Genomic DNA, 22,981 nt, shown 5'->3' on the forward strand with positions numbered 1-22,981 from the left:
CTAACTCAAACGCCGAAACGGAAAACCTATGTTTTTCGACGAACTTCAACCCTTTGTCAAAGAATTCGCATCCGAACCGATCGCCTTTCTCGGCGGTTTCGTCTCGGGTGTCCTGCGCCTCGATTTATCTGAGGAGCCAGTAAAAAGCTGGCTTGGCGATACGATGGTGTCGTCTGATGCGTCCTCGTCGGATTCTAACGGAGACGACAATAACGGTAGCAGCAGCGGCCCGCAGTCGATTACGATCGAGTAATTACATGAGGGGAACGGTTCGATCGTTCCCCTTTTTACATTAATTTTTAGCGAAAAACACTGGGAAAACACCACAGAGGCACGAAGAACACGGAGCGCGTGCGGAGGAAACGAAGGTGGGGATGAAAGGGGTTATGGCGGCGGCGATCGCAGTCTCGGCGACATTAGGGTTAGTGGGGTGCGAGTCGGCGTCTCCTCCCGAGACGATAACGCTGACGGAAACGATCGCGATCGCGGCCGGGGATACAAAGGGTAATTACTATCAAGCGGCGATCGACCTCCGAGACCTGTTACGAGAGCAGGGGTACGCGTTCGAGATTCGCGAAACCACTGGATCGATCGCCAACCTCGAAGCGGTGGGAACGGGAGAAGCGGATTTGGGGTTTTCCCAGTTAGACACCCGCCTCTATTTGGAACAGTTCGGCGACGAGTCGCAACGGGAGTCTTTAGACAATACGCAACTGTTTGCTCCCGTGAGTAACGAGGTGCTGCATTTAATGGTTCGTCGGGATTCTGGAATCGAGGAAGCGGCGGATCTGGCGGGAAAACGAGTGGCGATCGGTCCGCCGAATTCGGGAACGTTCGTGACGGCGTTCGTGTTTTATACCCTATACGGTCTCGATCCCGAAACCGAACCGAACTTGCAACGCTTGGATATCGAAACAGCTGTCGAGGGTGTTTTGGCGGGGGAGTTGGACGCCGCGTTTTTTACCTCTGCGTTGGGGTCGCCGTTGCTGATGGAGCTTTCGGCGGAAGCAGGGGAAGAGATTCGGTTGTTGGCGTTGTCGGAGCGATCGCGCCTCGAAGGATTGGAGGGAATTTACCAGTCGATGACGATTCCGGCGAATACTTATCCTTGGCAATCTGAAGCTGTTCCGACGTTTTCGACGTTTTCCTTTATCGTGGTCGATCGCAACTTGGAATCTCAGCAAGTTTATCGGTTAGCTGAAGCGATTTACGGCAAGGCGGAGGCGTTACAAGACAAACATTCGTTTTGGCGTCTGTTGGGTTTGGAAGAGGCAACGCGAGATATTACTATTTCTGATTTAGATTATCATGAAGGCGTCAAAGAATTTGTCGCCGATTCTTCTGAATGAGTTTTTAATTCTTATTGGGAAGTGCGATCGTGACACGAATTACACTTAAGCGATCGTCAGCTAGACGACAGATCGTTGATTCAGGTTGAAGGAAAACCGATTTATGAAACGATTCTCGAGAAACGACGTTAGATGGCATGATGTCTCACTAAAATTTAAATTTGAAACTAGACTTGTATTTCTCGAGCAACAATTCACTCAGAAATGACATAATAAATCCAACCTTTCAAGATGGATATTGCAAGAATTTTTCCGAATAATTGCGAAACAAAAAATCGCTTAGCTATATCTTTTCCCAATACTTTTTCTATTTTTTTCACAAAAAGCCTTTTGTCCGTGTCTTGATGATATTCCATTCCATTCAACCATTTTTGTATAGTTTTTTCATCAAATAAAGGTATTTTTTCATATTCATTATTTGAGGCTGGGAAACCCAGACGCATTCCCAAATATTTATTTGGATCTCGATCGATATCATTGCCTAAGTTAATAATTGATATCTGACCATATTTTCGATAATATCCTTCCATATATAACTTTTGAAGCTTCTTGAGTTCTGAGCATAGCAAATTATCTTTGTTTGCTCTTTTTCCAAAAATATTTTTTGTGTTGTCAAAAGATGCTCGCTCCCTGTGAAGCAAGAACGGTCTTAATAAATGCAGTAATTCAGGAATATCTCGTAATTCAAAGTCAGAAAAATTAAACTCTAGCTGAGTATTAACAGAATAGTGGAATCCTTTAAAGATTGGAAAACCATTTTCGATCAGACGTGCTTCTTGAAGGCGAGTATAATTTTCATTGTATAGCCGCATAATCGCGATCTCACGATCGTCAAATTTAAGATCGGTAATCCGTTTGACAATATCTTTATAGTCAGGTGAATTCATGATAGCTCTACATAGGGCTTGCTGAATCAACGTGAAATGTATATATGGCAAGGGTTTTAGGACTTTTTTTGAAAAAAAGTGCAAGGTTTTTGAGTGTTTCGATCTGAAAACCTTGCATTTTCGTCAGCGATCGCCGATTAAATGGGGAAGCTAGAGTCCGAAACAACCATTGGGCAAGCTGTACGGCATCAGAATTCGCTCTGGAGAATTTTTCAGCAAGCCCTACATAGAATTTTCGCATTGTATGTATTCAAAATCTGGTAGATCGCTCTCAATTAAACACTTTCCGCCATTCGGCAATGTTCCAGGTGGCGCGATCCCAAGGCGTCGGATCGACCCCTTCTAATTGTAAACTAACTCCCACCACGTCGGCGCGATGGACGATCGGCATGACAACCGAATCTCGAACTAACAAATCGTTCATTTGCAGGAATAAGGCTTGGCGTTTTTCGGGATCGAGTTCTGTTTGCGCTCGATCCCAAAGTGCGTCGTATTCGGAATTGCAATATCGCGAGAAATTTTGCCCCGACCAGTTATTTTCGGGAGTTGCAATTTCGTCGCAGGTGTAAGTTTTCATATAAATAGCTGGGTCGGGATTGGAGTTCCCCGTAGAAAACATTTGTAAGTCGGCATAAAAGCGTTGAAGTGTATCGACACTCGACGGATCGCCAGAAAATAAAATGCTGGAATCAATGCTTTTGAGTTCCACGCCGACGCCGATCGCATTCAGATTCTGTTTGACAATTTCTTGAGTTTTCTGACGAACTGGTGTAACGGAGGTTTGAAAAACCACTTGCATTTCAACGCCGTTTTTATCGCGAATTTCATTGTTATTGCTATCTATCCACCCCGCCTCGTCGAGAAGTTCGGCGGCTTTCTCGAGATTGAATTCGTAACTCGTGTTGGGCGAAACGTATTGAGGGGGAGTAAAGAGGAAATTGGCGAGGGGTTTTCCAGCTTTTCCGTATAGTTGAGTGGCGATCGCCTCGCGATCGATCGCTAAGTCAAAGGCTTGTCGAACCGTTTCGTCAGTGAAAAACGGGTGGGGAAATTCCAAAGTCGCCCGATCGCCGTTTTCGTTAGCGCGATCGGGGTCAGTATAGTTGAATTCAATGCGCTCCCCCAAAACCCCGAAACTGGCGATCGCCTTACCAGTTCCCCCAGCTTCCAACTGTTCCAAAACCTGGGGTTCGACTTGTAAATTATCGGCAAAATCCGCATCTCCCGTTTGCAACACCGCTCTCGCCGCCGAAGTCGCGTCGCCGCCGCCTTTGAGTTCGATGCGTTGGAAACTGAGGCTCTCCGCGTCCCGGTAGTGGGGATTGGGTTCGTACACCACCACGTCACCGGGTTTAAACTCCACCACCCGATAGGGGCCGGTGCCGACAGGCATTAAATTAGCAGGGGCTTCCCGAGCGTTCGCGCCGCTGTAGTCCTCAAACACGTGTTTTGGCAAAATGACGCCCGACGCGCCCACAAAAGGCAAAGACCAGGCGGGATTGGGACGTTTGAAATTAACCCGTACCGTCGTCTCGTCGATCGCTTCCACACTGGCGATCGCCTGGTACACCCCCAAATTCGTCGCGCCCACCTCGGGATTGCTGAGGTAATTGTAAGTAAACACCACGTCCTCAGCCGTGAAGGGCGTTCCGTCCGACCATTTCACATCGGGATCGAGCGTCCACGTCACCGAAGTTCCATCAGAGGCGACACCGCCGTTTTCCAAACTGGGAATTTCCGCCGCCAGGAGAGGAACCATCTGTCCCTCTGCGTCGTACGTCGCCAAAGGCTCGAGGGTCACGCGGCTGGCTTCCCAATCCTTAAATCCCGTCGAGAGGTGGGGATTGAGAATCGTCGGGGCTTGCCACGACAGCATTCGTAACACTTCAGGATTGCGTTCGGCGACAGGGGACTCTCCCGTACATCCCGACAACAGCGACAGGCTCAGAGCAGAGGCGACGAACAGACGGCGAACGGGAAACGACATAAGCAGTATCGTAGACAACGGCGATCGCACCCCAAAACGGGGAATATCTGGCAGAATACCCTAACGCCGGACTGAGCGTTTCCGCAAGCACTCGGTCAAAAATTCTCGACACCGTTCCTGAAAAGACATCGAAGCGATCGCGCCCCGAGGCAGTGCGCCCCAACAGATGCGTTACCTTGAAATTGGTAGAAAAGTGTAAACCGAACGACAGGAGGGCCTATGGAGCCAGACTCTTTACCAACCGAGGTGATTTTAACGAAGTCGGCGAAATCCCTGGGAAAAGTCTATCTCGACTGGACGCCACAACCCGGTCACTATCTCGATTTCGACGGTCAGACCTACACCGTACTCGAACGCCGACACCGTTACCATCTCAAATCCGGTCGCTATCGCCTCAACACGATCGCCCTCTACGTGCAGAAGGCCGACCGTCCCCAAGAAATGAGTCTAGTTAACGGTCGTTGGGTTATCGGCGACGCATCCTGTCAGTACAACGCGCGATCGGAGTTAGTTCGCTGCGCCGTCAATCCCGAAGGTCCCTGCCATCCCTGCAAATATTTTACGCCGATCGACGATCGGCACACCAAAACTCGCCAACCGTGAGAACCGTTTTCCCTTCTCCGTCAGATCTCCTTTGTCTCCCCGTGCTGTAAACTCTCCCCTTCCGCCCCCTACAATAAACAACGTGGACGAGTCGAGAGACATTCTGCGATTCCAGGCTTTATTGAGTCTGTAATCTCAAACCTGTAATACCTTTTTAGTAGAAATAGCAACACATAATCACATTAGTACGACAAACGACATCAAAGGAGCGCTTATGCGAGCAGTGTTAATGGCTGGAGGATCGGGGACGCGACTGAGACCCCTGACCTGCGATCTCCCCAAACCGATGGTACCGGTACTCAACCGTCCCATCGCCGAACATATCCTCAATCTCCTCAAGCGCCACGGAATCACTGAAGTCATCGCGACAGTTCACTATCTCCCCGACGTCATGCGGGACTACTTCCAAGACGGAAAAGACTTCGGCGTTCAAATGACCTACGCCGTCGAAGAAGAACAACCTCTCGGTACCGCCGGTTGCGTCAAAAACGTCGAAGACCTCCTCGAAGATACCTTTCTCGTCATTAGCGGCGACGGTATCACAGATTTCGACCTGAGTGCGGCGATCGATTTCCACCGTCAAAAAGGCTCGAAAGCCACCCTCATCCTCAAACACATTCCCAACCCCATCGAATTCGGGGTAATCATTACCGACGAAAACCAGCGCATCGTTCGCTTCCTCGAAAAACCCTCCGCCTCGGAAATTTTCTCTGATACCGTCAACACCGGGACTTACATCCTCGAACCGGAAGTTCTCAAATACCTCCCTGCCAACCAAGAAGCCGACTTCTCTAAAGAGTTGTTCCCGCTGCTGTTGGAAAAAGGCGAACCCATGTACGGCTACATCGCCGATGGCTACTGGTGCGATGTCGGCCACCTCGAAGCCTATCGCGAGGCGCAATACGACGTCCTGCGGGGCAAAGTCGAGACGGATTTTCCCTACCCAGAACGCGAACCTGGAATTTGGATCGGACAAAATACCTATATCGACGACACGGTTAAACTCGAAGCCCCCGTTCTCATCGGCGATAACTGCCGCATCGGGGCGCGAACTCAAATCGAAGCGGGAACGGTTATCGGCGATAACGTCACCATCGGTAGCGATGCCGATCTCAAACGTCCGATTATCTGGAACGGCGCGATTATCGGCGACGAGGTTCACCTGCGAGCTTGTACGATCTGCCGGGGAACCCGAGTCGATCGCCGGGCCCACGTTCTCGAAGGGGCGGTGGTCGGTCCGCTGTCAACGGTGGGAGAAGAAGCCCAAATCAGCCCCAGCGTGCGGGTCTGGCCGAGCAAAAAAATCGAGTCCGGTGCAATTTTGAACATTAATTTGATTTGGGGACAAACGGCACGGCGCAGCCTATTCGGACAGCGCGGCGTCAGCGGTCTGGCGAATATCGACATTACGCCAGAATTTGCCGTGAAATTGGGAGCGGCTTACGGTTCGACGCTCAAACAGGGCGCTCAAGTGGTCTTTTCCCGCGACCAACGCAGTATTTCGCGCATGGTGTCGCGATCGCTCATCGCGGGCATTATGTCGGTGGGGGTCAACGTGCAAAACTTGGAAGCGACGGCCATTCCCATTTCGCGAGCGTTCGCCCGAGCGTCTACAGCAGAAGAAACCCCTCGTTTGAACATCGACGGGGGCCTTCACGTGCGGGTTCACCCGGAACGAGCCGATTCGATTCTCATCGAATTTTTCGATGTCAACGGCATCAACATCACGAAAGCCCAAGAGAAAAAAATCGAAGGGGCTTATTTTAAAGAAGACCTGCGACGGGCGCAGATTTCCGAAATCGGTCAGATGAACTATCCGAGTCAGGTGTTGGAAATGTACAGCACCGGCTTTGAGAAACTCATCGACGTCGAGGCGGTGCGTCACGGTGGCGCGAAAGTGGTCATCGATTACGCCTACGCGGTATCGGGGGCGATTTTGCCGCGACTGTTGGCGAAGTTCGGATGCGATGCGGTCGTCCTCAACGCCAGCTTGAATCAGTTGGCACTGTCGGCGGAGGAACGGGAAGGACTGCTCACGCAACTGGGTCAGGTGGTCGAAGCACTGCGGGCGAATTTCGGCGCGCAAGTGTCGGCCAACGGCGAACTGTTCGTTTTGATCGACGAGTCGGGGATTCCCATTCGTGGCGAACAACTGACGGCGTTTATGGTCAATACGATTTTGACGGCCAACCCGCGCGGAACGGTGGTGGTGCCGGTTCACGCCTCGAGTGCGGTCGAACAAATCGCCCGACGTCACGACGGTCAGGTCATTCGCACGAAGGCCAACCCCACGGCGTTGATGGAAGCGTGCCACGCCAACCCCAACGTGGTGTTAGGCGGAAGTGGAGAGATGGGCTTCATTTTCCCGCAGTTACACCCAGGGTTCGATGCGATGTTCTCCATCGCGAAGTTAATCGAGATGGAAACGCTGCAAGGACGACCGTTAGGACAGATTTGTGCGGAGTTGCCTCGGGTGTATCACCGCTGTCAGACGATTCGCTGTCCTTGGACGGTCAAGGGGGCGCTGATGCGGCATATGGTGGAAACTCACCCGAGCGATCGCATTCAACTCGTCGATGGGGTGAAGGTGTGCGAACCTCAGTCGGACAATTGGGTGTTGGTGTTGCCCGATGCTGGGGAACCGGTGGTTCACATTTTCGCCAACGGAGAAGACCGCGATTGGGTCGATGAAAGTTTGCGGGATTACCGCACGCGAATCCAACACTTCGTCGAACAGCATCAAGGCGGTCAGAATCTCTCGGAAACCCTCGTTTGATGAGAGGGGAGTTTCGGAACGAACCGGGTTTCGTCTGGGTTCGTTCCGACTGCTACAATACCGATAGTTTGAAAAGAGTCGTACGAAAAAATCTCGGGGTGGTGGGGCGATCGCGAACCTGCTGCGGCGATCGCTCTTGCGAGTTGAAGAAAGAAAGCGTTAAGCTAAGCGACTGCCCCGGAAGCGACTTTGCGTCCGACCCGCGTGTGAATTCACGACCAAAGTTACCGACATTCGTTTGAAATGAATAGCTGCATTTTAATGGCGGAAATCGTCCAAGACCCGCAACTGCGCTACACGAGCGACGCCCAAATTCCAGTTGCCGAGACGATCGTTCAGTTCGACCCCGTACGCGAGGGAGATCCGCCGGCCACACTGAAAGTCGTCGCATGGCGCAAACTGGCTGAAGCCTTGAATCAAAACTACCATCGCGGCGATCGCATCGTCATCGAGGGACGTCTGAATATGGTGACGGTCGATCGCCCCGAGGGGTTTAAGGAAAAACGCGCCGAACTGACCGCCCAACGCATTCATACGATCGCGGCGGCGGCAGGAGGTCATCAAGCGGCTCCCGCTGCGGCACAACCGCAACCGACGCCCGCTCCCACGCCGATGGCATCGACGCCTCCCCCGCAACCGGCCGCGCAACCGGCCGCGCAACCGACGACCCCGACGACACCGACGACACCGTCGGCGGACGAACCGTTAGTTGACGACATCCCGTTTTAGGCGATCGCGATGGAGTCAGACTCGTTTCTATCCCCTCGACGGGCGATCGCTACCCCTGTCTTACCGGAGTTGTCCCCACTTTGGCAGGCGACGCTGGGAGCGGCCGCCCCGACACCCGAAGTCCGAGATCGCTTTCAACTGCTTTACGAGGGTATCCTGGCGGGCAACCGACAACTGAACCTGACGCGCATTACTGACCCCGAGGCGTTTTGGGAAAAACACCTTTGGGATTCGTTGCGGGGTATCGCAGCGATCCTGAACGCACCCGCCTCGGAGTTGCCGACTCCGTGCCGCATTGTCGATATCGGTACGGGGGCGGGATTCCCCGGTTTGCCGATCGCCCTAGCACGCCCGGATTGGCAGGTAACGCTCGTCGATTCGACTCAGAAAAAAGTTCGGTTTTTGAACGCGTTAATCGACGACTTGGCGATCGCCAACGGGACGGCGATCGCCGGACGCGCTGAAAAACTCGGTCGAATTCCTCCCTATCGCGGTGCCTACGACTGGGCGACGGTGCGAGCGGTCGGAACGCCGTCTGCTTGCGCCCGCTACGTTTTCCCGTGGCTGAAACCCGGCGGACAGGCGGTGCTGTACCGAGGTCGCTGGACGGAGGAAGACCGGGACGACCTACAGGCGACGTTACAGGAGTTAGGGGGCGCGATCGCGACGGTAGATGCTTTCGAGACGCCGATTTCCCATGCCGTGCGTCACAGCGTTTACCTACAACGCTTTTACAGTCACCAGTCACCAGTCACCAGTCACCAGTGAAGACAGGGAACGGGGAACAGGGAATCGGGAACAGGGAACAGGGAACAGGGAACAGGGAATCGGGAACAGGGAACAGTTAATAGTTTTCCCCCTCTCCCCCTCTCCCCTTCTCCCCCTCTCCCCCTCTCCCCTTTAGGGGCGATCGCGAAGTTCGTCGAGGGCTTCGATCAGTAAGACGCTCATGTGCTGGGCGGCGGCGCGAATTTTTTGGTAGTCCTGCACTCGCTGTTCTGGGGAACGTTGAGTGTCTGTTTCGAGGACTTTCACCAATTTTAAAATTCGATCGATCTCGCTGCGAAATTCTGGATACACCCGCGTCAAAAAGCGAGCGTCAAAGGTTTCTGGGGACGGTTGAGATTCAGAAGACCGTGACATCAAAGCTTGTCTCATTGGAGGTTCGATAGAAGGTTTCGTTACTGTCCATGATGGGTCGAACCCCCGAAAAAATCAGCGATCGCACTGCTACTGTCTCGGTGATACTGCTGAGGTTTCGCGGTGTGAGGTATCAGTCGATCGCGGCGATCGCACGGGGGGCGGTAGCGCGATCGAACTCACACCGCCGCGCCATTTCTCGCCGGGAGCGATCGGCAATTTCACGGACGGAACGTCGCCGCTCGATGATTTGTAACAGATTGCAACGTATAATGAGAGACGGGAAAACCATTATCGAAGTGAGGGTAGTAACGTTACATGCGAGTCGCGATCGCCGGAGCCGGTTTAGCGGGACTGTCTTGTGCAAAGTACCTAGCCGATTTAGGACACACGCCGATCGTCCTAGAACGCCGCGACGTATTGGGGGGTAAAGTCGCCGCCTGGAAAGACGAAGACGGTGACTGGTACGAAACGGGGCTGCATATTTTCTTCGGAGCCTATCCGAATATGTTGCAGCTCTTTAAGGAACTCGGAATTGAAGATCGCTTGCAGTGGAAAGAACACACCATGATCTTCAACCAGCCCGAAAAACCGGGAACCTATTCGCGATTTGATTTTCCCGACGTTCCCGCACCAGTCAACGGCATTATCGCAATTTTGCGAAATAACGATATGCTGACTTGGGAAGAAAAAATCCGATTCGGACTGGGTTTAATCCCCGCTATTTTAAAAGGGCAAGACTACGTTGAAGAGATGGATAAATATTCCTTCTCGGAGTGGTTGAAGCGGCAAAACGTCCCCGAACGAGTCGAAAAAGAAGTATTTATCGCCATGTCAAAGGCACTAAATTTTATCGATCCTGATGAAATTTCTGCCACGATTATTTTGACGGCGCTAAACCGTTTTTTACAAGAAAAGAACGGATCGAAAATGGCGTTTCTCGACGGTTCCCCCACCGAGCGCCTCTGTCAGCCGTTGGTGGATTACATCACCGAACGAGGCGGAGAAGTTCGCCTCAACGCCCCCCTCAAAGAAATTCAACTCAACGAAGACGGAACGGTGAAACAGTTCCTCTTGCGGGGACTGAACGGACAACCGGACGAAGCCTTCCCAGCGGATCTGTACGTTTCCGCAATGCCCGTCGATCCGTTGAAAGTCATGTTGCCGCAACCCTGGCGTCAACTGCCCCACTTCCAGAAGTTGGAAGGTTTAGAAGGGGTTCCGGTGATTAACCTGCACCTGTGGTTCGATCGCAAACTGACCGACATCGATCACCTGCTGTTCTCGCGATCGCCCTTGCTGAGCGTGTACGCCGACATGAGCAACACCTGCAAGGAATACGCCAACCCCGATCGCTCCATGCTGGAACTGGTGTTAGCCCCGGCTCAAGATTGGATTTCCAAATCTGACGAAGAAATTATCGCCGCGACGATGGAGGAACTCAAACAACTGTTCCCCCAACACTTCACCGGAGACCACCCGGCTAAACTGCTGAAATCCCACGTCGTGAAGACGCCGCGATCGGTGTACAAAGCGATCCCCGGTCGCCAACAGTACCGTCCTTCTCAACGGACGCCCATCGCGAACTTCTATCTGTCTGGGGATTATACGATGCAAAAATACCTCGGCAGTATGGAAGGTGCTGTGCTTTCTGGTAAGCTGACAGCGCAGGCGATCGACGCCGACGTAAAATCCCGTAATTCTGACGGGGCAACTGCTGCGAAAAAAACGACTGTTGAGCCTGCTACGAATGCTGCAACTGCCTAAATCCCCGCCCAAGGTCAACATGCGCGTGTCACTTGAGGAGGCTTACGAACAATGCCGCCAGATTACCGCTAAGTATTCCAAAACCTTTTATTTGGGTACGCGGCTGATGTCCGAAGCCAAACAGCGAGCGATCTGGGCGATCTATGTGTGGTGTCGCCGCACCGACGAACTCGTAGACGGTCCTGAAGCCCGTCATACGACGCCGGAAACCCTCGACGAGTGGGAATCTCGTTTGGAGTCTCTGTTTTCGGGTCGGGCGATGGACGATTTTGACGTGGCCTTGGTCGATACGCTAGAACGGTTTCCCCTGGAAATCGAACCGTTTCGCGACATGATCGAAGGTCAGCGAATGGATTTGTATCGCAATCGCTATCAGACTTTTGAGGAATTAAAGCTGTACTGTTACCGCGTGGCGGGAACGGTCGGTTTGATGTCGGAAGCGGTGATGGGTGTCGATCCGGCGTTGCAAACGGCACCTTGGATCTTAGAAGAGGGCGTGCGCCCTACAGAAGAAGCCGTCGCTCTCGGCATCGCCAACCAACTGACGAATATTTTGCGAGACGTGGGGGAAGACACCCGACGCGGACGCATTTATTTGCCGTTGGACGAGTTGGCGTTGTTCGACTATACCGAAGCAGATCTGTTTGACGGGGTCGTCGACGATCGCTGGCGGGCGTTGATGAAGTTTCAAATTCAACGGGCCCGCAAGTACTACGCCACCGCCGAACGCGGTATTGCAGCCCTCAGCCCCGATGCCCGCTGGCCGGTGTGGGCGGCAACGATTCTCTATAGTAAGATTCTCGACGCGATCGAACGCAACGGCTACGATGTGTTTCGCCAACGGGCTTACGTTCCGGGATGGCGCAAGGCGATGTGTTTGCCCGTGGCTTGGATTCGCGCTCAGGCGATGTAAGGCGATCGCGACGATCGCCGCCAACCCCAAGCTATACTTGGGCTATCGCCAAACCAAGAGACACCGGGAGCGAGACAGAAATGGTTCGAGGACGGTTGCCGTGGGTGAGTGTGGGGCTGGGGTGGATAACAGCCTTCTATGGGTTGCAGTCCGTCCAGGCTGTGCCGTCGGTTTCCCAACCACTTCGATTCGCTCAGGGTTACGGCAGCGAGGGGTATTACCTGCAAGAAGGACTGCGTTTGCTAGAAGAACGGCGGTTCGTGGAAGCGGAAGAGGCGTTTCAACAAGCGTTGCGCCTCGATCCGTCGAATTATGAAGCCTATAACAATTTGGGGCGAGCGTTGCAGGGACAAGGCGATCCTGAGTCGGCGATCGTGGCTTACGGGTTGGCGTTGGATATTCGTTCCAACTACGCCGAAGCTTACAACAATATGGGGGTGGCGCATCGATCGCTCGGACGCATTGGCGAGGCGATCGATGCCTACGAACGGGCGATTCGTCTCGATAGTACCCTCGGGGCTGCGTATTACAACATCGGCTTGATTCTCTACGACGAAGGCAATTTTACTGAGGCTTTGGACTACTTCCAGCAAGCGGTCAGCGTCGCACCGCTGCTCGATCGCGCTCATTACTATCGCGGCGAGACATTGTTGAGACTCGATCGCGTCCCCGAGGCGATTTTAGCGCTACAAACGGCAGTGGAGGTCAATTCAGAACTTAACGAGGCTTATGGGCTACTCGGAGAGGCGTTAATGCGGGCTGGACGCACCCGCGAGGCACTGGTGGTATTGGAAGAAGCGATCGAACGCACCAGCGATCGCGCCTCTGCCTTTTATTATCGCGGGGTAGGACGGCTCAAAATGGGACGTTACCAGGTGGCGTTATCTGACTTCGAGCGGGCGATCGCCCTCGATCCCGATTATGCTGAAGCGTATCGCGGGTTGGGCGATGCGTATTTGGCGTTAGATGAAGTGTCCGAGGCGGCGAGAGCTTACCAGCAGGCGATCGATCGGTTTGTAGAAGCGCGATCGCTCTCTTCGCGAGAGATGGCGTTGGCGTACTACGGCTTGGGTAACGTCTACGCCGAAAACGGCAAGTTTCCCGAAGCGATGGCCGCGTTTCAAAACGCCCTGCGCGTCGATTCGACGTTTGGCTTAGCCCACGCGAGAATGGGGGATTTGCTCGCCGAACGGGGAGAATATTACACGGCGAACATCTCTTACGAAGCGGCGTTGACGTTGAATCCAGATTCGGCAGAGATTTACAATCGTTTGGGCGAGTTGCTGTACGAACAGGGATTTTTCGATCGCGCGATCGAGGCGTGGCGTACCGCCGTGGAACTCGATCCGAACTACGGCGAAGCGCTGGTGAATTTAGGAAATGCTTTGGGAAACTGAAGAGCGTCTGTTGTTACTTTATAAAAGATTGCTAAAATTTGACTCAGCAAATATTTTTTAACTGTATAAAAAAAATTAAAAGTTTAAAATTACCCTCTAGAATTAGACTCAAGTAATTGAGGATAAATAGATCGAACAAAGACAAGTGTTCGATCTAAGTTGGCTGGCATTGTGTTTGTCAATGCTCTCATTCTATCCCGATCGATCGAGCTGCTGACATCATCGTCATTTTCTACAGACACACCCCATATGCTTTTACCGCAAGTCACGCGATCGCTGTACCTGACGTCTGAGGTAACTCGGCGAGGACTTTGACATCTTCTCTTCTGCCCTTTCGGGATATCATACAAAGATGGTTGTCGGCTCGACATAACGCTCGATCTCAAGGGAGGACGTAGAGACAATATGAGTAGTTTGAGCGATCGCTGGAACCGACTGACGGGGAAAACTCGCTTCGTCGTCTGTCGGATTATGCTACATCTGACGGGAACGGAGGTGAATCCACTGCTGGGGGTTCTCAACCGCGTCGGACAATCTGCGATCGAATCAGAAGGCGATTTAGAAGTCCTCGGAGACGGACTCGTCGAAATCTGCCAACATCTTTTACAACTCGAACCCTACTGGAAAGCCGCCGCTAACGAAGGCGATGTCATCTGGGAAGAAGGAGAAGCCGCAGACTACGTCAACGAACTGTTTACGGATTCAGCACAACGCTATCTCTCACAACCCGCTTTCGGCGATGAAGACGAAGACGAAACACTGGTTCTACCCACCACAGAAAACGTTGTGGTGATGTTAACGGTAGCTGGAGAGGGGGAAATTTCCGATCTCGAAACCGATCTCGCAGATATCGAAGCATTGCGATACGGACTCAAGGCGTTAATTAACTTACACTATCAAAACAAACTTCACGCGATTCAAGTTCACTTTTCTCCAGCTCGGTTCGGTGACGAACTTACCTCAGAACAGGTGTTAGAAAACTTTCCTGAATTGATTCCGCTTTAACAGTCACCCGTCACCAGATCGGTAGGGTGTGTGACGCGGCTAGAAAATTTGGTCGAAGTCAGGCTAATGTTGTCTTACCGCGTCACGCACCGCCCCCACCGATCGCAGACAAGGGTGTGTGACGCGGCCGGAAAATGTGGACGAAATCCGGTTAATGATGTTATTGCGTCACCCATCGACAAGACACAACGCTAATGACAGATTGAATAGGTTGAAAGAGATGTTGAAAAAACTTTTTGCTGGATTTTTGTGTTTGACCCTGGTTTGGATGATGTGGGGGGAAGTGGTTCCGTCGAACTCGAACCATTTCGCTTCAACTGCGATCGCCGCTTCGTTTGAAAACGGCCAGTATCCCGTTCAACAAGCTGAATATAACGACGCCAACGGCGAATATACGTTGATGTTGTTGAATACCCCACGGGGGCGATCGCCGATGTACGCGACGACAGATTTACAAATGATGCCGCTGACAGAGGAAGAAGTCGAAGCGGGTCAGCGATCGTATTTGCAACTCGACAACGGACAAGCGGTGTTGCATTTGGCGCAGGATTTCCGCATCGGCTACGTTCACAACGTTACGGAAACTCAAACCAATCCCCAAACGGGACAGACGGAAACGGTGGTGGTGCGTCGCGAATCGAGCTTCTGGACGCCGTTTGCGGGGGCTTTAGCGGGTCAGGTGGTGGCGAATATGCTGTTTTCACCGACCTACTACGTTCCTCCCATGTACCAACCCGGTGGCGTGATGACAGGATACGGCGGTTACGGAAACACCTACAGCCAAGCGGTGAACCACTACCAACAGAAACATAACGAACCGCCAGCAGCGGTGAAGAACCGCCAGCAGTTGCGGACGACGGGAAGTCTGCGGAATTCCTCGAATCAGAAAGCTAACCGACGCCGGACGCGCACGTTGAATCGATCGACCGGTTCGGGATTCGGTTCGAGTAAACTTAGTGGCGAATCGAATCGATCGACCACCCGTAAACGGACGACGGGTTTCGGTAGCGGTCGTTCGAGAACGCGATCTCGGGGTGGTTTTGGTCGCCGCCACCGTTAACTTGCGGTTCTGATTCAGAGATTTAAAGGGTCTTCTGGGTTTGTGATGATAACTGTATCCTAGGCTACATAAAATTCAAGCTACAATCGCTGAAACCCTTGGTATCACGTTATCTAGACACAAAAAATCACCGTATATCCCGAAGACCCCAATAAGCCGCCCCCAAAGTCAGACTGCTGTATTTTAATAAAAAACGTTCTCTCAGTTTCTCGGAGGTGTACCGTTTATACTCGTCCCCTCGCTCGTTTGATCGAGCAGTTTCAGAAACTCCCCGGTGTGGGGCCAAAAACGGCTCAACGTCTCGCCCTGCACGTTCTCAAGCGTCCCGAAGAAGAAGTTCGCGCCCTCGCCACTGCCCTCCTCGACGCTAAAAAACAAGTGGGACTCTGTCAGGTGTGTTTTCACCTGTCGGCCGAATCCATCTGCGACATCTGCCGTAACCCGAACCGCGACGACAGTACCATCTGTGTTGTGGCCGATTCTCGGGACGTCATCGCCTTAGAAAAAACCCGAGAATATCGCGGTAAATATCACGTTCTCGGAGGAACGATTTCGCCGATGGAAGGGATAGGTCCCGAACAACTCCACATTCAAGCCTTAGTTCAACGGGTCAGTCGCGGCGAAATCAAAGAAGCGATCTTGGCGATTAACCCCAGCGTCGAAGGGGAAACGACGACGATGTACGTCGGACAACTCCTCAAACCCTTTACGCGAGTGACGCGCATCGCCTTCGGATTGCCGATGGGGGGCGATTTGGAATACGCCGACGAAATTACCCTCGCCCGCGCCCTAGAAGGACGACGAGATTTGGATTAAGAATTTGGTAGGGTGTGTTGCGGTGGTGACAAACGTGCAGGCTAACCCCTGAATTCTGCTTCCACCGCAACGCACCCATCCTAAAAGAAGACGTTCGATCGCCATTTCCCATGAATTCCAACGCTACCGTTTCCCTCACCACTCCCCCCCAAGACTACGACGGGGATAGTTTTGCTGTAACTCTGGCGCCGCTGTCACTAGACACCGCGTACTCTCTGGCAGACGATCCCGGAAACGGGGCGGTGGTGGTGATGAGTGGAACCGTGCGCGACAACACCGAGGGACGCGCCGTCGAGTGCTTAGAATACCAAGCCTACGAGCCGATGGCCTTACAGGTGTTTCGCCAAATCGCCACCGAGATTCGCCGACAGTGGCCGGACGTGCGCCGCGTCGTCGTTCACCATCGGACGGGACGGTTGCGCGTCGGCGAAATTAGCGTGTTGGTGGCGGTGGGTTGTCCTCACCGCAGCGAAGCCTTTGAAGCCTGTCGCTACGCCATCGATACGCTGAAACACAACGCGCCCATTTGGAAAAAAGAACGTTGGGCCGACGGCTCGAGTACCTGGGTCAGTATCGGAGCGTGCGATCGCGCCGATTGTTGAAGGAAAACTCGGCACGAAAAAAGGGACTGTCGAGTCCCTTCTTCCTCTTCTCATCCTTTTATGCTAATCGATTTGCAAACAATTGGCTATCTCGAGGGGGCGATCGCCGTCGGTGCGCTCGTCAAAGCCGGTGTCGTCCAGGGTTCGATCGGATTGTTATCTTTTTGAACCGGCGTGCCGTAAGCCACCTCGATCGTCACCGCGACTAGCACCCCTGTCAACACGATCGCTGTCAGTAGACCACCCGATTCTGACTCTTCAACGCGATCGCGCGATAAGTCTTTAGAAAAGTTACAGTTCAAACAAGTCCAACGAGATTCGCTCTGTTGGACGATGGTATGTCGTCCGCAGCGCGGGCATTCCGGTATGCTTTTGCTTTCCATGACCTTAACCCTTCGGCAGTATCGGCAAGATGCCCCTCTGTTTGGTTTTTATTGTGAAGGCCACGCCGACGACCTCAAACCGTCGGATGACAGTTCTAGAATTGACTCCCGAAGGCGATCGCACTGAGGAAAAGCAACGACACTGTAAAGATGCCAGAACGGCATCCCTAACGATCTTCCATACCGCGCTCTCGTTCGATGTCGTAGACGATCTTTTCGATGTACCAATTTTCCGAACGATTGGGATAATACAGTTTCGCTCGAGCGATGAGACGTTCGGCAATTTCCCACTGTCCCCCCACCAACATCAACAACCGCTGGCGCAGGTGGTCTTCAGGAACGTTCGCCGCCGTCGAAGCCGACTTCGGAACTCCCCCTTGCAGTTGGTTGAGTTTCTCGAGGGTGGTGTGGTAGTTGTCCCAATCCTCTTGTTGGCAGAATTTCGAGGCGGCCGTTTGATAGTCTTCGATCGCCTTGCGCGTTTCCTCTAACCGCACGTACGCAGTCGCTCGATTGAGATACGCTGGGGCGGCGTCGCCATCGATCTCGATCGCCCGGTCGTAATCTTGAATGGCGCGACTGTACTCTCCCGCATCGCGAAAGCTGTTCCCTCGGGCGACGTAGGCTAGAGCGTCGTCGGGGGTTAGTTCCAAGGCGCGATCGAAGTCCGCCATCGCCCCAGCGCGATCGCCGAGTTGAAATCGGGCTTTACCGCGATTGCGATAGGCGAAAGCATCGTCGGGATTCAGGCTTAAGGCGCGGTTGAAATCTTGGATGGCGTCTTTCGTCTTCCCGAGTTTCACGTAGAGGATACCGCGACAGCAGTACGCGCGGGCGTCGTTTTCGTCGGCTTGCAATGCCCAATTGAGGTCTTGCAGCACGCTGCGGGTGTCTCCCTTCTGCACGCGATCGAGGAGTTCTTTGTAATAGTCCCCCACTGAGGGAATCGGCGACAACGTTGGCGTTTCAGCGTCTTTGGCGGGTTGGGGCGGTTGCAGTTCCCGCACGCGATCGAGACAGCGCTGACAGTTTTCCTTATCCTTGAGATCGAGATAGAGTTGCGCCGCCCGTTTGAAGCTTTCGATCGCCCCCCGACGGTCGGCTAGTTTGCTACAAATCCTGCCCCGCAACTGATGCGTTGCGGCGTGGCTGTCGTCGAGTTCGAGAGCGCGATCGACGTCCGCTAGCGCACCGGGAAAGTTTTTCAACGCCAACCGCACGATCGCCCGTCCGTACCAGGCACTTCGCAGCGTCGGATCGAGGTCGAGGGCGCGAGTGTAGTCAGAAATGGCATCGTGCGATCGTCCCGCCTCGAAATACGCCCGTCCCCGGCGATCGTAAGCCAGCGCAAAAGTCGGATCGCCATTGAGGGCGGTCGTCAACGCAGCGATCGCACTGACGTAATCCCCTTCTCGGATACATTGCACTCCGCGATCGAACCACTCCTGTTCCATCATCGAAAAACCCCAATCAACCTACCAACATTGTATTTTTTGCGCCCTCGTGCCGTCAGGTCGAGCGGTCGGTTGCGCGATCGAGTACCCTAGAGAGCGTCAGACTTGGAGAAACGCACGATCGCAATGTTGCAATTTTTCGCGGCCGTTTGGCTGAGCTTGAACCTGTGGACGGGAATGCCGATGGCGCAAGCCGTATTGTATCCTCCCGCCCTGTCTTACAGCGAAGCCGAGTTGGTCGATCGCGACTTCTCCGAACAGCAACTGGCCTCGGCAGAATTTGCCGGATGCACCATGCGAGGGGTTAAATTCAACCGCGCCGACTTACGGGGAGCGATTTTCAGTGTCTCGTGGATGACCGATGTAGACTTTCGCGGGGCAGATTTAAGTAACGCGATGCTCGACCAAGTTACCTTTGTCGATACCGACCTACGCAACGCGCAGTTAACCGATACGATTTTACTGCGATCGACTTTTGAGAACGTGCAGATCGACGGTGCCGATTTCACCGGTGCGATTTTAGATGGCGCTCAAGTCAAACAACTCTGTCGCCGCGCTGAAGGCATCAATCCCACCACGGGCATCGCCACCCGAGATTCTCTCTACTGTCCGTGAGTATTGCACTGGCCGGGAAGGAGGCGTCGCTAGCGACTGAGTTTGAGCGGCGTGACGGGAACGTCTTCCCACGAGTCCACGGTTCGCAAGCGTGCCACCCAACCTTCGGCTTTTTGGCGGTCGTCGAGGTTTTCTTGAAAGGATTTGAGGCAATCTCGCGCTTGTTCTTCGTTGCAACTGGCGATGCAAGCGTGAACCATTCCAGTGGGATCGAGTTGTTCGCAGACCCAAACGGATGTCATCAGCGTGTTTCCCGTATTGTGTACGTTTTCATTTTAAGGAATCGAGACGGTGGTTCCTCCACGAAAAAACCCCAACTGGTTGAAAGTTGAGGGGCTTGAATTAAGAAAATTGCAGAAATGCCGTTCGGCGATCGCCTAACCGACGATGGCAGAGGTCGATTCGATGGGAAATCCGTTCGCTTGCCAACCGGCGAGTCCACCTGCGAGTTCGGCAACGTTTTGATATCCGGCCTCGCGAAGCATCGATGCAGCCTCGGCCGTTTCGTCGTCCGTCGCACCGTAGATGTAGATGTCTCGCATCAGTTCGAGGTTGGCTGAGGCGCGATCGACCAGTTCGGCTTTAGTTAGGGAAATTGCCCCTTGGATGTGGCAGGCGTTAAACGTAGTGCGATCGCGCACGTCGATAATCGTCAGCGCCGGTTCGCCCCAATCGAGGCGGCTTTTTAAATCGTGGGCGCTGGATTTGCTTTTCAAGCTTGCAGGAATAGGAATCATAGGAGCGATGAATTGAATGGGTTGAAACGATGTAGACCTTATAGCTCCCAATGTAACGACTTTTTTAAAAAATGCAAATTTTTGTTTAGAAAGTATTGACGAATACATTTAGATGTATTATGTATTTTTTGCTAAAAATGGGCTGATTTGAGCGTTCTTTGAGAATTAAGCCTCTATACAAAACGGCACTCGCGCTTGAAATGCTGAGTGCCGTTTTTTTGTTGAAATTGACGGGCGTTCGATCCCGTTGTCATGGTGAGTTGACGCGATCGCCTATAGTGCAGACAGCACCTCGCGAGCCGCCGTCACGGTGCGATCGATATCTTCATCCGTGTGAGCTAAAGACGTAAATCCAGCTTCAAATTGCGACGGTGCCAGATAGATACCGCGCTCTAACATTCCACGATGGAATTTACCGAATTTCGCTAAATCTGAAGTTTTGGCGTCGTCGTAATTGTGAACGGGGCCTTCTGTGAAGAACATTCCGAACATAGCGCTGAGAGACCCGCCGCAAACCGTATGACCGGTCTCTCGTGCCGCTTGCAGCAATCCTTCCGACAGCTTTTTCGTCATCGCGTCGAGCTGTTCGTAGGTTCCCGGCTTTTGCAGCAACTCCAGCGTCGCGATCCCCGCCGTCATCGCCAAAGGATTTCCCGAAAGAGTTCCCGCTTGGTACATCGGCCCGGCCGGTGCCACCATCGACATGATATCGGCCCGTCCGCCGTAAGCCCCCACCGGCAGCCCGCCGCCGATGATTTTACCCAGAGTGCTTAAGTCCGGGGTCACGCCGAATTTTTCTTGAGCGCCGCCGTAGGAAATGCGGAATCCGGTCATCACTTCGTCGAAGACCAACAACGCACCGTATTCTTGGGTCAGTTCCCGCAAGCCTTCGAGGAATCCCGCATCGGGAAGAATGAAACCGGAGTTCCCCACCACCGGTTCGAGGATGACTCCCGCGATCTCTTCGGGATTTTCTTCAAACAGGGCTTTGACCGCTTCGAGGTCGTTGTAGGGGGCGGTCAGGGTGTTGCTGGTGGCAGTTTTGGGAACGCCGGGAGAGTCGGGAAGTCCCAAAGTGGCAACGCCAGAACCCGCTTTGACCAGGAACATATCGGCGTGGCCGTGGTAGCATCCCTCGAATTTGATGACTTTTTCCCGTCCGGTGAAAGCACGCATCAAGCGCAACACGGCCATGCAGGCTTCGGTACCGGAGTTGACGAACCGCACCATCTCGATGCTGGGTACGGCATCGATTACCATTTCGGCCAGGACGTTTTCTAGGTAGCAAGGGGCGCCGAAACTGGTCCCTTTATCGAGGGCGTCGTGTAACGCGCCGATGACATCGGGATGGGCGTGTCCGCAGATAGCCGGTCCCCAAGTGCCGACGTAATCGATGTATTGGTTGCCGTCTACATCCCAAGCGTAAGCTCCTCGGACGCGATCGAACACGACGGGCTGACCGCCCACGGATTTGAACGCGCGAACTGGGGAGCTAACGCCACCGGGCATGAGCTTTTGAGCGGCGGCAAAGATTTCTTCCGATTTGCTGGTTTTTAGGGTCGTAGAAACCAAAGTACGCTCCTTATCTATGCTTTACAATCTTGACGGTTGCGATCGCGTTTTGTTTAACTCAGAACTACTATCTTAGTCGAAATGTTACGTCGGTTCGTCGCGGTTGGGTGTTTACAAAATGTAAACCTCCCGTCGGAGCGGATTTGACGTTTCGCAGGGGATGAGTATTTGTGCGGTGAGTTTCCCGATACGTCGATGCGCGTTTTGTTGACGATTCCTCATTTTTTCAAGGCGAGCGATTCTGAAGAACATGGTTCTCTGGGGCGAGATCCTCAACCGCGTCTCGAGGCGTTGACGGCTTGTCTGCGATCGCTCCACGCCACGTTCGGCTTGTCTCAGGCGTACTACCACCACGACGAAGACGGCGATCGCTTGGTGCGACAACCGGCCAACGAAACAACGCGAGTGCATCTGGACGTGGCAATTTGTACCACGGGATCGTTTCACTTACTCGATCGCTTGCCTGTCGATCGTCGATATTACCACCACAAATCGTTCCACATCGACAATCCGAAGTTTTTAGGAGCGGGATGTCATCTGCTCTTAAAACAAAATCGCGATCGTTACGATTATTACGGTTATTTAGAAGACGATTTGGTTCTGCGCGATCCCTACTTTTTCAATAAGCTCGAGTGGTTTAACCAACAGGTTGGCGACGAGGCGGTATTGCAGCCAAATCGATTTGAACTTTCGTCTGAAGGGGCGATCGAGAAAGTTTATGTCGATGCAGATTTTGAAAGTATTTTGCCTCTTCGCAAGGACGACGTTCATAATTTTACTGAAAATACAGAAATTATCGGTCGGTTTCTCGGGAGTCCGATTCGCATCGTCCGGGCGCGAAATCCCCATTCTGGATGTTTTTTTCTCAACCGAAGACAGTTGGCATCTTGGACAGACAGCTCCAGTTTTATGACGTTCGATCGCCAGTTTATCGGGCCGCTCGAAACTTGCGCTACCGGAAAACTCATGGAACAGTTTCGGATATATAAGCCAGATTTCAAAAATGCCAACTTTTTAGAAATTCAACATTTTCAGCCTTGGTTTATCCGGAATTGGGGAGAGTCTGTGAGATTTACCTACAAATTACTGGAATAGCTTTTGGGTCGTTCTGCACTCTCATGATACGGAATCTGTTCCCGATCGGCTCGGTTTCAAGAAGTCTTCACCACATCCCCCCTTCGCCCCCTAT

General features: G+C 53.0%; 24 protein-coding genes. 15 read left to right on the forward strand and 9 right to left on the reverse strand.

Annotated elements, in window-relative coordinates:
• Positions 1-28 precede the first annotated feature (28 nt).
• Positions 29-253, forward strand: a complete 225-nt coding sequence (locus GEI7105_RS0107475; RefSeq protein WP_017659849.1) for a ssl0294 family protein — start codon at positions 29-31, stop codon at positions 251-253.
• 121 nt (positions 254-374) lie between these two features.
• Entirely contained in the window at positions 375-1,349 is a 975-nt protein-coding gene (locus tag GEI7105_RS29550; RefSeq protein WP_017659850.1) for a TAXI family TRAP transporter solute-binding subunit, read from the forward strand.
• Positions 1,350-1,543: 194 nt separating this feature from the next.
• On the opposite strand, the gene GEI7105_RS0107485 is transcribed toward GEI7105_RS29550, so the two are convergent.
• Entirely contained in the window at positions 1,544-2,266 is a 723-nt protein-coding gene (locus tag GEI7105_RS0107485) for a hypothetical protein (protein ID WP_144053706.1), read from the reverse strand.
• 241 nt (positions 2,267-2,507) lie between these two features.
• Positions 2,508-4,223 carry a peptide ABC transporter substrate-binding protein gene (locus GEI7105_RS0107495; protein WP_017659853.1) on the reverse strand — a complete coding sequence of 572 codons (1,716 nt, stop codon included), beginning with the start codon at positions 4,221-4,223 and terminating at the stop codon, positions 2,508-2,510.
• A 219-nt stretch (positions 4,224-4,442) separates the two neighbouring features.
• Between GEI7105_RS0107495 and GEI7105_RS0107500 the strand changes: the two genes are divergently transcribed.
• From GEI7105_RS0107500 to rsmG, 4 genes are all read left to right on the forward strand, one after another.
• Positions 4,443-4,826 (forward strand): DUF6464 family protein, encoded by a 384-nt coding sequence (locus tag GEI7105_RS0107500; protein WP_017659854.1) that lies wholly within the window; start codon positions 4,443-4,445, stop codon positions 4,824-4,826.
• A gap of 214 nt (positions 4,827-5,040) precedes the next feature.
• Positions 5,041-7,602, forward strand: coding sequence for a mannose-1-phosphate guanyltransferase (locus GEI7105_RS0107505; RefSeq protein ID WP_017659855.1), 2,562 nt, complete (start codon positions 5,041-5,043; stop codon positions 7,600-7,602).
• 243 nt (positions 7,603-7,845) lie between these two features.
• Positions 7,846-8,331 (forward strand): single-stranded DNA-binding protein, encoded by a 486-nt coding sequence (locus GEI7105_RS0107510; protein ID WP_026097496.1) that lies wholly within the window; start codon positions 7,846-7,848, stop codon positions 8,329-8,331.
• A gap of 9 nt (positions 8,332-8,340) precedes the next feature.
• Positions 8,341-9,099 (forward strand): 16S rRNA (guanine(527)-N(7))-methyltransferase RsmG, encoded by a 759-nt coding sequence (gene rsmG / locus GEI7105_RS0107515; protein WP_017659857.1) that lies wholly within the window; start codon positions 8,341-8,343, stop codon positions 9,097-9,099.
• A 132-nt stretch (positions 9,100-9,231) separates the two neighbouring features.
• On the opposite strand, the gene GEI7105_RS0107520 is transcribed toward rsmG, so the two are convergent.
• Positions 9,232-9,474 carry a hypothetical protein gene (locus tag GEI7105_RS0107520; protein WP_017659858.1) on the reverse strand — a complete coding sequence of 81 codons (243 nt, stop codon included), beginning with the start codon at positions 9,472-9,474 and terminating at the stop codon, positions 9,232-9,234.
• A 130-nt stretch (positions 9,475-9,604) separates the two neighbouring features.
• Positions 9,605-9,763, reverse strand: coding sequence for a hypothetical protein (locus tag GEI7105_RS38325; RefSeq protein WP_017659859.1), 159 nt, complete (start codon positions 9,761-9,763; stop codon positions 9,605-9,607).
• Positions 9,764-9,789: 26 nt separating this feature from the next.
• Here GEI7105_RS38325 and pds point away from each other — a divergent pair, with 26 nt between their 5' ends.
• The 7 genes from pds (at position 9,790) to GEI7105_RS0107560 (ending at position 17,031) form a co-directional block, all read left to right on the forward strand.
• Positions 9,790-11,238, forward strand: a complete 1,449-nt coding sequence (gene pds, locus GEI7105_RS0107530) for a 15-cis-phytoene desaturase (protein WP_017659860.1) — start codon at positions 9,790-9,792, stop codon at positions 11,236-11,238.
• Positions 11,222-12,151 carry a 15-cis-phytoene synthase CrtB gene (gene crtB, locus GEI7105_RS0107535; protein ID WP_017659861.1) on the forward strand — a complete coding sequence of 310 codons (930 nt, stop codon included), beginning with the start codon at positions 11,222-11,224 and terminating at the stop codon, positions 12,149-12,151. The genes pds and crtB overlap by 17 nt, the downstream gene beginning before the upstream one ends.
• A complete protein-coding gene (locus GEI7105_RS0107540; RefSeq protein WP_158413181.1) occupies positions 12,127-13,548 on the forward strand; it encodes a tetratricopeptide repeat protein in 1,422 nt (473 codons plus the stop codon). Before crtB ends, GEI7105_RS0107540 begins: the two co-directional genes overlap by 25 nt.
• A gap of 405 nt (positions 13,549-13,953) precedes the next feature.
• Positions 13,954-14,553: a DUF1517 domain-containing protein gene (locus GEI7105_RS0107545; RefSeq protein ID WP_017659863.1), complete on the forward strand. Its 600-nt coding sequence runs from the start codon at positions 13,954-13,956 to the stop codon at positions 14,551-14,553.
• Between the two features lie 220 nt (positions 14,554-14,773).
• Positions 14,774-15,613: a hypothetical protein gene (locus tag GEI7105_RS0107550; RefSeq protein ID WP_017659864.1), complete on the forward strand. Its 840-nt coding sequence runs from the start codon at positions 14,774-14,776 to the stop codon at positions 15,611-15,613.
• Between the two features lie 186 nt (positions 15,614-15,799).
• Positions 15,800-16,429, forward strand: a complete 630-nt coding sequence (gene recR, locus GEI7105_RS0107555; protein WP_071591984.1) for a recombination mediator RecR — start codon at positions 15,800-15,802, stop codon at positions 16,427-16,429.
• 110 nt (positions 16,430-16,539) lie between these two features.
• The gene (locus GEI7105_RS0107560) at positions 16,540-17,031 is read left to right on the forward strand and encodes a molybdenum cofactor biosynthesis protein MoaE (protein ID WP_017659866.1); all 492 of its coding nucleotides are present in this window, start codon (positions 16,540-16,542) and stop codon (positions 17,029-17,031) included.
• An 86-nt stretch (positions 17,032-17,117) separates the two neighbouring features.
• On the opposite strand, the gene GEI7105_RS0107565 is transcribed toward GEI7105_RS0107560, so the two are convergent.
• Positions 17,118-17,414: a hypothetical protein gene (locus tag GEI7105_RS0107565; RefSeq protein ID WP_017659867.1), complete on the reverse strand. Its 297-nt coding sequence runs from the start codon at positions 17,412-17,414 to the stop codon at positions 17,118-17,120.
• A 167-nt stretch (positions 17,415-17,581) separates the two neighbouring features.
• Entirely contained in the window at positions 17,582-18,871 is a 1,290-nt protein-coding gene (locus GEI7105_RS0107570) for a tetratricopeptide repeat protein (RefSeq protein ID WP_202804387.1), read from the reverse strand.
• Between the two features lie 123 nt (positions 18,872-18,994).
• Between GEI7105_RS0107570 and GEI7105_RS0107575 the strand changes: the two genes are divergently transcribed.
• Complete coding sequence (locus GEI7105_RS0107575) at positions 18,995-19,483, forward strand: pentapeptide repeat-containing protein (protein ID WP_017659869.1); 489 nt, start codon at positions 18,995-18,997, stop codon at positions 19,481-19,483.
• A gap of 29 nt (positions 19,484-19,512) precedes the next feature.
• On the opposite strand, the gene GEI7105_RS0107580 is transcribed toward GEI7105_RS0107575, so the two are convergent.
• The 3 genes from GEI7105_RS0107580 to hemL all read right to left on the reverse strand — a co-directional run bounded on the left by GEI7105_RS0107580 (position 19,513) and on the right by hemL (position 21,792).
• Entirely contained in the window at positions 19,513-19,725 is a 213-nt protein-coding gene (locus tag GEI7105_RS0107580) for a hypothetical protein (protein ID WP_017659870.1), read from the reverse strand.
• A gap of 135 nt (positions 19,726-19,860) precedes the next feature.
• The gene (locus GEI7105_RS0107585) at positions 19,861-20,220 is read right to left on the reverse strand and encodes a rhodanese-like domain-containing protein (protein WP_017659871.1); all 360 of its coding nucleotides are present in this window, start codon (positions 20,218-20,220) and stop codon (positions 19,861-19,863) included.
• A gap of 273 nt (positions 20,221-20,493) precedes the next feature.
• Positions 20,494-21,792 carry a glutamate-1-semialdehyde 2,1-aminomutase gene (gene hemL, locus GEI7105_RS0107590; protein WP_017659872.1) on the reverse strand — a complete coding sequence of 433 codons (1,299 nt, stop codon included), beginning with the start codon at positions 21,790-21,792 and terminating at the stop codon, positions 20,494-20,496.
• A 195-nt stretch (positions 21,793-21,987) separates the two neighbouring features.
• Here hemL and GEI7105_RS0107595 point away from each other — a divergent pair, with 195 nt between their 5' ends.
• The gene (locus GEI7105_RS0107595) at positions 21,988-22,887 is read left to right on the forward strand and encodes a hypothetical protein (RefSeq protein ID WP_017659873.1); all 900 of its coding nucleotides are present in this window, start codon (positions 21,988-21,990) and stop codon (positions 22,885-22,887) included.
• Positions 22,888-22,981: the final 94 nt, after the last annotated feature.

Source organism: Baaleninema simplex PCC 7105 (genome assembly GCF_000332355.1).
Taxonomy (GTDB): domain Bacteria; phylum Cyanobacteriota; class Cyanobacteriia; order Cyanobacteriales; family Geitlerinemataceae; genus Baaleninema; species Baaleninema simplex.